Below are 11,720 nucleotides of genomic sequence, written 5' to 3' on the forward strand. Positions count from 1 at the left end.
CATTTTTTAACCTCAAGCGGTACGCGTCATTGCTGATTTATCGCCGTCTTCATGGCAAACTAGCCGCCGAAAATTATGCGAGCATGCCCTGGAGGAAAGAGTGGATAAAATATTTGTCGATGAAGCAGTAAACGAGCTGCATACCATACAGGACATGTTGCGCTGGTCGGTTAGCCGCTTCAGCGCCGCTAATATCTGGTACGGTCACGGTACCGATAACCCGTGGGACGAGGCCGTTCAACTGGTGCTGCCGTCTCTTTACCTGCCGCTGGACATTCCGGAAGACATGCGCACCGCGCGCCTGACCTCCAGCGAAAAACACCGCATCGTTGAGCGCGTGATCCGTCGCGTAAACGAGCGCATTCCGGTGGCTTACCTGACCAACAAAGCCTGGTTCTGCGGCCACGAGTTTTACGTCGATGAACGCGTGCTGGTACCGCGCTCGCCGATTGGTGAGCTGATCAACAACCACTTTGAAGGCCTGATTAACCATCAGCCGCAGCACATTCTCGATATGTGCACCGGCAGCGGCTGCATCGCCATTGCCTGCGCCTACGCTTTCCCTGAAGCGGAAGTGGACGCCGTCGATATCTCCACCGACGCGCTGGCCGTGACCGAACACAACATCGAAGAGCACGGCCTGATCCATCACGTCACGCCAATCCGCTCTGACCTGTTCCGCGACCTGCCGACGCTGCAATACGATCTGATCGTCACTAACCCGCCGTACGTCGATGCAGAAGACATGTCCGATCTGCCGAACGAATATCGTCACGAGCCGGAGCTGGGCCTGGCGTCAGGCTCTGACGGCCTGAAGCTGACCCGCCGCATTCTGGCCTGCGCGCCGGATTACCTGACCGATGACGGCGTTCTGATTTGTGAAGTGGGCAACAGCATGGTACATCTGATAGAGCAGTACCCGGATGTGCCGTTCACCTGGCTTGAGTTCGACAACGGCGGTGACGGCGTCTTTATGCTGACCAAAGCGCAGCTGCTCGACGCGCGCGAACATTTCAGCATCTATAAAGATTAATCCAGCGGGCTTCGGCCCGTTTCACAACGCTCAAACACAAACAACAACATCGGAGCCGTGATGGCAGGAAACAGTATTGGACAGTTATTCCGCGTGACCACCTTTGGCGAGTCGCACGGGCTGGCGCTGGGCTGTATCGTTGATGGCGTACCGCCAGGCATCGAACTGACCGAAGCAGATTTACAGCACGACCTTGACCGCCGTCGTCCGGGCACCTCTCGCTACACCACGCAGCGTCGCGAGCCGGACCAGGTCAAAATTCTCTCCGGCGTTTTTGAAGGCCGCACCACCGGCACCAGCATTGGTCTGCTGATTGAAAACACCGATCAGCGCTCTCAGGACTACGGTGCCATCAAGGACGTGTTCCGCCCGGGCCATGCCGACTACACCTACGAGCAAAAGTACGGCTTTCGCGACTATCGCGGCGGCGGACGCTCTTCCGCGCGTGAAACCGCGATGCGCGTGGCCGCTGGCGCGATTGCTAAAAAGTATTTGCAGCAGAAATTTGGCATCGTCATTCGCGGCTGTCTGACCCAGATGGGCGACATTCCGCTGGCGATCAAGGACTGGGATCAGGTCGAGCAAAACCCGTTCTTCTGCGCCGATGCGGATAAGCTTGACGCGCTGGACGAACTGATGCGCGGCCTGAAAAAAGAGGGCGACTCCATTGGCGCGAAAGTCACCGTGGTGGCAGATGGCGTCCCGGCTGGCTGGGGCGAGCCGGTATTTGACCGTCTCGACGCCGATATCGCCCACGCGCTGATGAGCATCAACGCGGTGAAGGGCGTCGAGATTGGCGACGGCTTCGACGTGGTGGCGCTTCGCGGCAGCCAGAACCGCGACGAAATCACGAAAGCGGGCTTCCAGAGCAACCATGCGGGCGGCATTCTCGGCGGTATCAGCAGTGGACAGCAGATTATTGCCAACATCGCGCTGAAGCCGACCTCAAGCATCACCGTGCCGGGCCACACGATTAACCGCTCAGGCGAAGAAGTTGAGATGATCACCAAAGGTCGTCACGATCCGTGCGTGGGGATCCGCGCGGTGCCGATCGCGGAAGCGATGCTGGCGATCGTGCTGATGGATCACTTCCTGCGCCAGCGCGCGCAGAACGCGGACGTGACGACCACCATTCCACGCTGGTAAACATGAAAAAAACCGCAATTGCTCTGCTGGCGCTGCTGGCCAGTGGAGCCAGTCTGGCCGCCACGCCGTGGCAAAAAATCACCCATCCGGTGGCGGGAAGCGCGCAGTCCATCGGCGCCTTCTCTAACGGCTGTATCGTGGGCGCGCAGGAGCTGCCGCTGCAATCAGATACCTATCAGGTGATGCGTACCGACCAGCGTCGTTACTTCGGCCACCCTGATCTGGTGCTGTTCATTCAGCGACTGGGGAACCAGGTGCATAACCTGGGGCTGGGGACAATGCTGATTGGCGATATGGGGATGCCTGCCGGTGGCCGCTTTAACGGCGGGCACGCCAGCCACCAAACCGGACTGGATGTCGACATCTTCCTGCAGCTGCCGAAAACGCGCTGGACGTCTGCGCAGCTGCTGAAGCCGCAGGCGCTGGATCTGGTGTCGCGCGACGGCAAAAGCGTGGTGCCATCACTGTGGTCACGGGATATTTCGAGCCTGATCATGCTGGCGGCGAAAGATAACGACGTCACGCGGATTTTCGTCAACCCGGCGATCAAGCAGCAGCTTTGCCTGGATGCGGGGACGGATCGCGACTGGCTGCGCAAAGTGCGCCCGTGGTTCCAGCACCGGGCGCATATGCACGTGCGTCTGCGTTGCCCGGCGAACAGCCTGGAATGTGAAGATCAGCCGCTACCGCCGCCAGGCGATGGCTGTGGTTACGAACTGCAAAGCTGGTTTGAGCCGGCAAAACCTGGAACCTCTAAGCCTGAGAAGAAGACACCGCCTCCGTTGCCGCCTTCCTGCCAGGCGCTACTGGATGAGCATGTACTTTAATGGATAATTTCGTCGATCTGTTTATGGTGTCACCGCTGCTGCTGGTGGTGCTGTTCTTCGTGGCCATGCTGGCCGGTTTTATCGATGCCCTTGCGGGCGGCGGCGGGCTGTTAACCGTGCCCGCGCTGCTGGCGGCAGGCATGAGCCCGGCGCAGGCGCTTGCCACCAATAAGCTGCAGGCCTGCGGCGGCTCGCTTTCGGCGTCGCTCTATTTTATCCGCCGCAAGGTGGTGAATCTCGCCGATCAAAAGCTCAATATCCTGATGACCTTTATCGGCTCAACGTCGGGCGCGCTGCTGGTGCAGCACGTGCAGTCGGATATTTTGCGCCAGATCCTGCCGATTCTGGTTATCTGCATCGGTCTCTATTTCCTGCTGATGCCTAAGCTCGGCGAGGAAGACCGGGCGCGGCGGCTGCACGGCCTGCCGTTTGCGCTGATTGCCGGTGGCTGCGTCGGCTTTTACGACGGCTTCTTTGGCCCGGGGGCAGGCTCGTTTTACGCGCTGGCGTTCGTGACGCTGGCCGGCTTTAACCTCGCTAAATCCACCGCCCACGCTAAGGTGCTGAATGCGACCTCGAACGTCGGCGGCCTGCTGCTGTTTATCATTGGCGGCAAGGTTATCTGGGCAACCGGGTTTGTGATGATGGCAGGGCAGTTTTTGGGCGCGCGCGCAGGCTCGCGTCTGGTATTAAGCAAAGGGCAAAAGCTGATCCGCCCGATGATTGTTGTCGTCTCGGCGGTGATGAGCGCCAAACTTCTTTATGACAGCCATGGACAGGAGATCCTCACCTGGTTGGGGATGAACTAATGAACAGTACGCATAAATACGAACAGTTGATTGAGATCTTCGATAGCTGTTTTGCTGATGATTTTAATACCCGTCTGATTAAAGGCGACGACGAACCGATCTATCTTCCTGCTGATGCAGAGGTTCCGTACAACCGCATCGTCTTTGCCCACGGCTTTTACGCCAGCGGTTTGCACGAGATCTCGCACTGGTGCATCGCGGGGAAAGCGCGTCGCGAGCTGGTCGACTTCGGTTACTGGTACTGTCCGGACGGGCGTGACGCCGCCACCCAGGGCCAGTTTGAAGATGTGGAAGTGAAGCCGCAGGCGCTGGAATGGCTGTTCTGCGTGGCGGCGGGCTTCCCGTTCAACGTGAGCTGTGACAACCTTGAAGGCGACTTCGAGCCAGACCGTATCGTCTTCCAGCGCCGCGTGCATGCGCAGGTGATGGAGTATCTTGAGAAAGGTATCCCGGAACGTCCGGCGCGCCTGATCGAGGCTTTACAGAATTATTACCACACGCCGGAGATCACGGCGGAATGCTTCCCTTGGCCGGAAGATCTTTAACAGAGGAAAGAAGATGATCGCAGAATTTGAATCACGCATTCTGGCGTTAATTGATGACATGGTGGAACACGCAAGTGATGATGAGCTGTTCGCCAGCGGTTATCTGCGTGGTCACCTGACGCTGGCGGTAGCCGAGCTGGAAGCAGGTGACGATCACTCTGCCGACGCCGTTCACGCTGAAGTCACGCGCAGCCTGGAAAAAGCCATTCTGGCCGGGGAGCTCTCTCCGCGCGACCAGTCTCTGGTGCTGGGGATGTGGGACAATTTATTCCAGCAGGCTAAACGCTAAGTAAATGCGTCATCTCCCTCTCCCTGTGGGAGAGGGCCGGGGTGAGGGCACCAGACCGCACCCTACTTAACCATTTTCCCCTTCAGCAGTTTCCTTACCCACAACCGGTTCGGATTCAGCCCCGCGAGCGTAACCCTGTCCAGAGGAACCGGCTCATCGCTCATTTGCGCAGCCAGCACCTCTGCCAGCAGCGGCGCGGAGCACAATCCTCGCGATCCTAATCCGCCCAGCATGAACAGTTCCGGATAAACCGGGGCACTTACCGCCGTTTCCTTGTTTTCTGCCAGATCCTGATAGAGTTCAAGCGTGGCTTCATAGTCCGGCACGTTTCCCGCCATCGGCAGGTGATCGCGGGTCGCGCAGCGCACGCCGCAGCGCGCTTCGCCCTCGCTCACGTCAACCTCTTTCGCCCACGCCGCGTCCGGGAAGCAGTCAATCAGGCGCTGGCGGTTTTGCTGCTGATCCGCTTCGCTGTAGCGCATATCCGCTTCGCCACGATGATAGCTGGCGCCGATGCAGTGATGGCCGTTAGACGGATTTTGTGGCGTCAGATAGCCGTCATAGCACAGCACCTGGCGCAGCTTGCTCAGTTCGGGCGCGGTCGGAATATGGCTTACCTGGCCGCCGACCGGATAAACCGGCAACGTCTCGGTCTGGATAAACTGGCTGATGTTATGTCCGTTTGCCAGCACAACGCTGGCATGGTGTGCCGCTTTGCCATCAGCAAAATGCAGAGTCCACCGTTCTGACCGGCTAAGCGATTCAACCTTATGAGCATAATGCACCCTTAGCCCGCGTGACTGCGCCAGGCTAATCGCCGCCGCGGTCAGTTCAGCCGGGCACAGCCAGCCGCCAAGCGGATATTGAATGCCGCCACAGCCGGTTTCCACGCCCGCGGTGTCTGCCACCTCTTGCGCACTGACCTCGCGGGCAATCTCCTCCGGCAGACCCAGCGACAGCATCTGGGCGATTTTTTGCTGGCTCTTTTCATCCCAGCCGAGCTGCGTCACGCCGCACCAGTCGTGGTCGAATGCCACTGGCAGCGCGTCGTACAGGCGACGGGCGAAGGTAAAGGCCGCGGGGAAAAACTGGAACAGGGCCGGATCGTGCGCGCTTAAAAGCGGGTAAAGCGCGCCCTGGCGGTTGCCGGACGCGCCGCTGGCTGGTGCCTCGTCAGCGCAGTAGAGCGTCACCTGCCAGCCCCGGTGCAGCAGCGCGAGAGAGAGCAGGGCGCTGGCGATCCCTCCGCCAACGATCGCCACTTCGCGCGATGCGCTGGCGCTGCGCGCAAACCAGGGAGCCCGAGCGGGAATGTCCAGCGTCCTTTCCATCGTGCCGACCAGCATGTCGCGCTTGCGGCCAAAGCCTTTGGTCTTCTGCATGGTAAAGCCCGCGTCCTGCAGGCCGCGGCGAACAAAGCCGGCCGAGGTAAAGGTGGCGAGCGTTGCGCCGGGACGCGCCAGCCGGGCCATCGCGCTAAACAGATGCTGGCTCCACATGTCCGGGTTCTTGGCGGGCGCAAAGCCGTCAAGGAACCACGCGTCCACCGTCTGGTTCATCGCGTCGTCGAGCGTATCGGTCAGGTCGTTAATGTCGCCCAGCCATAAATCCAGCGTCACCCGTCCGCCGTCCAGAATCAGACGGTGGCAGCCGCCGATATGCGGCGGCCACTGCGCCTGAAGCTGCTCCGCCCAGGCTGCAAGCTCCGGCCAGCGCTGGTGGGCGAGCCGCAGATCGTGCGCGGTAAGCGGAAATTTTTCAAAACTGATGAAATGTAATCTTTGTAGCGTAGCCTCGGGGTGTGCAGCGCGAAATCGATCGAACGCCTGCCAGAGAGTCAGAAAATTCAGTCCGGTTCCGAAGCCGCTTTCCGCAACAACGAACAGACTGCGCGGGTGCGCAGGGAAGCGGGCGCTGAGCTGGTTTCCCTCGAGGAAAACATAGCGGGTTTCTTCGAGTCCGTTATCATTAGAAAAGTAGACGTCATCAAAATCTCGGGAAACAGGTGTACCCTCAGCGTTGAATTCGAGGTTGGCGGGTTGTATAGCGTTTTGTTTCACGTAAGTTACTCGTCTGACAGGCAGTGGCACGATCTTAACGATGTGAGTCCATCGGTGCAAATTTCCGCAGAAAATGTCTGATCGGACTTGTTCGGCGTACAAGTGTACGCTATTGTGCGACTCGAAACTTTTTATAGTGCGACTTACAGAGGTATTGAATGAAACGTGCAGTGATTACTGGCCTGGGCATTGTTTCCAGCATCGGTAATAACCAGCAGGAAGTCCTGGCATCTCTGCGTGAAGGACGCTCCGGGATCACTTTCTCTGAAGAGTTTAAAGATTCAGGTATGCGTAGCCACGTATGGGGTAACGTCAAACTGGACACCACCGGTTTGATTGACCGCAAAGTGGTTCGTTTCATGAACGATGCCTCTATTTATGCTTATCTCTCCATGCAGGAAGCGATCAAAGATTCCGGCCTGAGTGAAGAGGTTTATCAGAACAACCCGCGCGTGGGCCTGATTGCCGGTTCCGGCGGTTCCTCTAAAGCGCAGGTATTCGGTGCTGACGCAATGCGTAGCCCGCGTGGTCTGAAAGCGGTAGGTCCGTACGTGGTCACGAAAGCTATGGGTTCTGCGGTTTCCGCGTGCCTGGCGACCCCGTTCAAAATCCACGGTGTGAACTACTCCATCAGCTCCGCGTGTGCGACTTCCGCACACTGTATCGGTAACGCTGTTGAGCAGATCCAGCTGGGTAAACAGGACATCGTATTTGCTGGCGGCGGCGAAGAGCTGGGCTGGGAAATGGCCTGTGAGTTCGACGCGATGGGCGCACTGTCCACCAAGTACAACGAAACCCCAGACAAAGCCTCCCGTACTTATGACGCGCACCGTGACGGTTTCGTCATCGCGGGCGGCGGCGGTATGGTTGTGGTTGAAGAGCTTGAGCACGCGCTGGCGCGTGGCGCGCACATCTACGCTGAGATCGTGGGCTACGGCGCAACGTCCGACGGCGCCGACATGGTTGCTCCGTCCGGCGAAGGCGCGGTGCGCTGCATGAAGATGGCGATGCACGGCGTTGACACCCCAATCGACTACCTGAACTCCCACGGTACCTCTACTCCGGTAGGTGACGTGAAAGAGCTGGGTGCGATCCGCGAAGTGTTCGGCGACAACAGCCCGGCTATCTCTGCCACCAAAGCCATGACCGGTCACTCTCTGGGTGCGGCGGGCGTGCAGGAAGCGATCTACTCTCTGCTGATGCTGGAAAACGGCTTTATCGCCCCGAGCATCAACATCGACGAGATGGACGAGCAGGCGGCTGGCCTGAACATCGTGACCAAACCAACGGAAGCGACGCTGACCACCGTCATGTCCAACAGCTTCGGCTTCGGCGGCACCAACGCCACGCTGGTTATGCGCAAGCTGAAAGCATAAGCGTTTGAATGTATAATAGAAGGGAGCCGGAAGGCTCCCTTTTTTTATGCCTGAACACGGAGTTATGCATGAAGGCTGTTACCCCCGAGAAGGGCACTCCTTCCGGGAACCTTTCTCTTTTCCGCATCGCCTTTGCGGTATTCCTGACCTACATGACCGTTGGCCTGCCGCTGCCGGTGATCCCGCTGTTCGTTCATCAGGAACTCGGCTATGGCAACACCATGGTCGGCATTGCTGTGGGCATTCAGTTTTTAGCCACGGTATTAACCCGCGGCTACGCAGGACGGCTGGCCGATCAGCACGGTGCAAAACGCTCGGCGCTGCAGGGCATGTTTGCCTGCGGTCTGGCGGGGGGCGCGTGGCTGCTGGCCGCTCTTCTGCCGGTCGACGCCGCGTATAAATTTGCGCTGCTGGTGGTGGGCCGTTTAATCCTTGGCTTCGGTGAAAGCCAGCTGTTGACCGGCACCCTGACCTGGGGGATGGGGCTGGTGGGGCCTGCGCGCTCCGGCAAAGTGATGTCATGGAACGGGATGGCGATTTATGGCGCACTGGCTGCAGGCGCGCCGCTGGGTTTGCTGATCCACAGCCAGTTTGGTTTTGCGGTACTGGCAGCAACCACCATGGTATTACCGCTGCTGGCGTGGGCTTTTAACGGTTCGGTACGCAAGGTGCCCGCCCATAAAGGCGAACGTCCTTCGCTGTGGAGTGTGGTGGGGCAAATCTGGCAGCCAGGGCTGGGGCTGGCGCTTCAGGGAGTAGGCTTCGCGGTGATTGGTACCTTCGTCTCCCTCTATTTCATGAGCCGCGGCTGGGCAATGGCGGGCTTTACGCTGACGGCCTTTGGCGGCGCGTTTGTCCTGATGCGTGTCCTGTTCGGCTGGATGCCGGATCGCTTTGGCGGCGTGAAGGTGGCGGTGGCATCGCTGGTGATTGAAACCGTTGGGCTGGTGTTGCTCTGGCAGGCGCCGGTCGCCTCCGTTGCGCTGCTGGGTGCGGCGTTAACCGGCTGCGGCTGCTCGCTGATCTTCCCGGCGCTTGGCGTTGAGGTGGTGAAGCGCGTGGCGCCGCAGGTCCGCGGTACGGCGCTGGGCGGCTATGCGGCGTTTCAGGATATCTCATACGGCGTAACCGGGCCGCTGGCGGGTCTGTTAGCCACCTCGTTTGGCTACCCGTCCGTCTTCCTGGCCGGCGCGGTTTCTGCGGTGGTGGGGATCGTGGTGACGCTGGTGGCGTTTCGCAGAAATTAACTGTTGTCGCCGGGTGGCGGCTGCGCCTTACCCGGCCTACGGTTCGAGCCGTTGTAGGCCCGGTAAGCGTAGCGCCACCGGGCAAATCCTCAGGCAACCAGCCAGAAAATCGCCAGCGCAATCAATAATGCAATCAACATTAATCCCAGGCGGGCAGAGAGCGTTCTGAACGTCTCCACAACGGGCGCAAACAGCGGGCTGTAGATCGGCTGAACGTTTCTTACCTCCGGCACGCCGCCTTCCCGCTCGGCGCGGCGAACAAAGATCTGATTCAGCACATCCTGCACCTGCGCGGTGGTCAGTACCGTTTGCGGCGTGGCCTGCCAGTTCTGCTGGGCGTAATCCCGAATCACCTCGAACTCGTGCGGTTCCAGCGGCTGTTTAAGCGCCGCCTGAACGGTATGCAGGGTAGGGGCGCTCTGGGTGCTGAGCGTCTGGCGCGCCTGGAGCCAGGTCACCAGATGGGTAAACTGTTTGGCCGGAATCAGCTCGCCCGCCTTCACGCCGGACAGTTCCAGCATGGATTGCCAGATAAGCTTCGTCGACTCACCGGTGGCGGCGGCCAGTTTGGTCACCATCTGGTTCAGCGTGTTGTGCTCGGCAGGCTGCAGCGGGCGCTCGGTTGAGGGGCGCACCTGAGGCTGCGGAATAGACAACTGATTGTTCTGCAACAGCGTCAGCACGGTTTTAAGCTGGTCTGGCGTCAGCTGGCTTAGGGCGGTCTGGCCATACTGCTGACGGATAAAGTCACTGACAGCCTGACGGTTATTTCCCTGGCCCAGCAGCTCGGTCAACTGCGTGACAATCTGACGCGTGGTGTGGTTCTGCTGCGCGGTCGTAATACGCTGGTTGAGATTTTGCTCGGCGGCAGGGAAATGGCGCGACTGCAGCGGTGCGTCGTTCCTCACGCCTAAATCATGCTTTACCCCGGCCCAGACTTCCGCGTTTTGCTGCGAAGTCAGCGCTATCAGGCGCGTGATCAGTCGCTCCAGCACGGTGCGCTGTTGCGTGGATAGTGGCTGTTCACCGGCAACGTTTGGCGTGACAGGGCCTTCACCCGGAGGGCGTGGCGGCGTACCTGAAATGGGCTGCATCGTCAAAAATCCTTAAAGTCAAAACTCAGCGTAAACCCGGCATACGTATATGCCTGGCGGCCAGATTATGGCACACTTGGCAGGTTTTCTTCCTCTCAAACAGGTACTCAGACGTGAAAATCCTCGTTGATGAAAATATGCCTTACGCCCGCGAGCTGTTTAGCCGCCTCGGCGACGTTAAGGCTGTCCCTGGTCGCCCGATCCCGGTTAACGAACTGGATGACGCAGACGCGCTGATGGTGCGCTCGGTGACCAAAGTAAATGAGGCGTTGCTTGCCGGTAAAGCGATTAAGTTTGTCGGAACCGCAACGGCAGGGACCGATCATGTGGATGATCAGTGGCTGAAGCAGGCCGGAATCGGTTTTTCCGCCGCGCCGGGCTGTAACGCCATTGCCGTCGTGGAATACGTTTTCTCCTCGCTGCTGATGCTGGCCGAGCGCGATGGTTTTGCGCTGAAAGACCGCACCGTGGGGATTGTCGGCGTGGGTAACGTCGGCGGGCGTCTGCAAAAGCGCCTTGAAGCGTTAGGTATCCGCACGCTGCTGTGCGATCCGCCGCGTAGAGACAACGGTGACGACGAGGATTTCCGCGCGCTGGATGAGCTGGTTGAACAGTGCGATGTGCTAACGTTCCACACGCCGCTGTTTAAAGAAGGGCCGTATAAGTCCCTGCATCTGGCGGACGAGGCGCTGATTCGCCGTCTGAAGGCTGGCACTATTCTGATTAATGCCTGCCGTGGCCCGGTGGTGGATAATGCCGCGCTGCTGAAATGTCTGAATGAAGGAAAAGATCTCAGCGTGGTGCTGGACGTCTGGGAGCCGGAGCCGGATCTCAACGTTGAGCTGCTGAACAAGGTTGACGTTGCCACCGCGCATATTGCGGGCTATACGCTTGAAGGCAAAGCGCGCGGCACGACGCAGGTGTTTGAAGCCTACAGCGCCTTTATCGGCCATCCGCAGCAGGTGGCGCTTGATACTTTACTCCCCGCGCCTGAATTTGGCCGCATTACCCTGCATGGCCCGCTCGATCAGGCAACGCTGAAAAGGCTGGTGCATTTGGTGTATGATGTGCGCCGCGACGATGCGCTGCTGCGTAAGGTGGCGGGGATCCCGGGTGAATTTGATAAGCTGCGCAAGAACTACGTTGAGCGCCGCGAGTGGTCTTCCCTGTATGTGATGTGCGACGACGCAGCGGCTGCGACGTTGCTCAAGAAACTGGGTTTTAACGCCGTTCATCACCCGGCGCATTAATGTCTTCTTAATGCTCCCTGTCGGATACGCCGACAGGGACGCTT

At 59.2% G+C, this 11,720-nt stretch carries 11 protein-coding genes; 9 read left to right on the forward strand and 2 right to left on the reverse strand.

From position 1 onward, the window contains the following. Positions 1-100: 100 nt before the first annotated feature. Genes prmB through A6013_RS17055 form a run of 6 tightly spaced genes read left to right on the forward strand, consistent with a single transcriptional unit; the run spans position 101 to position 4,649 of the window. Entirely contained in the window at positions 101-1,033 is a 933-nt protein-coding gene (prmB, locus tag A6013_RS17030; RefSeq protein ID WP_023312578.1) for a 50S ribosomal protein L3 N(5)-glutamine methyltransferase, read from the forward strand. A 60-nt stretch (positions 1,034-1,093) separates the two neighbouring features. Further along, the gene (gene aroC / locus A6013_RS17035) at positions 1,094-2,179 is read left to right on the forward strand and encodes a chorismate synthase (protein ID WP_028013970.1); all 1,086 of its coding nucleotides are present in this window, start codon (positions 1,094-1,096) and stop codon (positions 2,177-2,179) included. A gap of 2 nt (positions 2,180-2,181) precedes the next feature. Continuing rightward, positions 2,182-3,006, forward strand: a complete 825-nt coding sequence (gene mepA, locus A6013_RS17040) for a penicillin-insensitive murein endopeptidase (RefSeq protein ID WP_069733470.1) — start codon at positions 2,182-2,184, stop codon at positions 3,004-3,006. Next, entirely contained in the window at positions 3,006-3,815 is an 810-nt protein-coding gene (locus A6013_RS17045; RefSeq protein WP_041908882.1) for a sulfite exporter TauE/SafE family protein, read from the forward strand. Before mepA ends, A6013_RS17045 begins: the two co-directional genes overlap by 1 nt. Then, positions 3,815-4,360 (forward strand): elongation factor P hydroxylase, encoded by a 546-nt coding sequence (locus A6013_RS17050; RefSeq protein ID WP_045259677.1) that lies wholly within the window; start codon positions 3,815-3,817, stop codon positions 4,358-4,360. The genes A6013_RS17045 and A6013_RS17050 overlap by 1 nt, the downstream gene beginning before the upstream one ends. 13 nt (positions 4,361-4,373) lie before the next feature. After that, positions 4,374-4,649 carry a YfcL family protein gene (locus tag A6013_RS17055; RefSeq protein ID WP_028013966.1) on the forward strand — a complete coding sequence of 92 codons (276 nt, stop codon included), beginning with the start codon at positions 4,374-4,376 and terminating at the stop codon, positions 4,647-4,649. 62 nt (positions 4,650-4,711) lie between these two features. Here the strand turns inward: A6013_RS17055 and mnmC are convergent, their stop codons facing one another. Beyond that, on the reverse strand, positions 4,712-6,709 hold the full coding sequence (mnmC, locus tag A6013_RS17060; protein ID WP_069733471.1) for a bifunctional tRNA (5-methylaminomethyl-2-thiouridine)(34)-methyltransferase MnmD/FAD-dependent 5-carboxymethylaminomethyl-2-thiouridine(34) oxidoreductase MnmC: 1,998 nt from the start codon (positions 6,707-6,709) through the stop codon (positions 4,712-4,714). A 158-nt stretch (positions 6,710-6,867) separates the two neighbouring features. On the opposite strand from mnmC, the gene fabB reads away from it, so the two are divergent. Beyond that, a complete protein-coding gene (gene fabB, locus A6013_RS17065) occupies positions 6,868-8,085 on the forward strand; it encodes a beta-ketoacyl-ACP synthase I (protein ID WP_023336433.1) in 1,218 nt (405 codons plus the stop codon). Between the two features lie 68 nt (positions 8,086-8,153). Further along, positions 8,154-9,332 carry an MFS transporter gene (locus A6013_RS17070; protein ID WP_045259679.1) on the forward strand — a complete coding sequence of 393 codons (1,179 nt, stop codon included), beginning with the start codon at positions 8,154-8,156 and terminating at the stop codon, positions 9,330-9,332. Positions 9,333-9,421: 89 nt separating this feature from the next. Here the strand turns inward: A6013_RS17070 and flk are convergent, their stop codons facing one another. Continuing rightward, complete coding sequence (gene flk, locus A6013_RS17075) at positions 9,422-10,426, reverse strand: flagella biosynthesis regulator Flk (RefSeq protein WP_069733472.1); 1,005 nt, start codon at positions 10,424-10,426, stop codon at positions 9,422-9,424. 113 nt (positions 10,427-10,539) lie between these two features. Between flk and pdxB the strand changes: the two genes are divergently transcribed. Beyond that, positions 10,540-11,676, forward strand: a complete 1,137-nt coding sequence (gene pdxB / locus A6013_RS17080) for a 4-phosphoerythronate dehydrogenase PdxB (RefSeq protein WP_069733473.1) — start codon at positions 10,540-10,542, stop codon at positions 11,674-11,676. Positions 11,677-11,720 lie beyond the last annotated feature (44 nt).

This window comes from Enterobacter sp. IF2SW-B1, from assembly GCF_001743375.1.
Classification (GTDB): Bacteria; Pseudomonadota; Gammaproteobacteria; order Enterobacterales; family Enterobacteriaceae; genus Enterobacter; species Enterobacter bugandensis.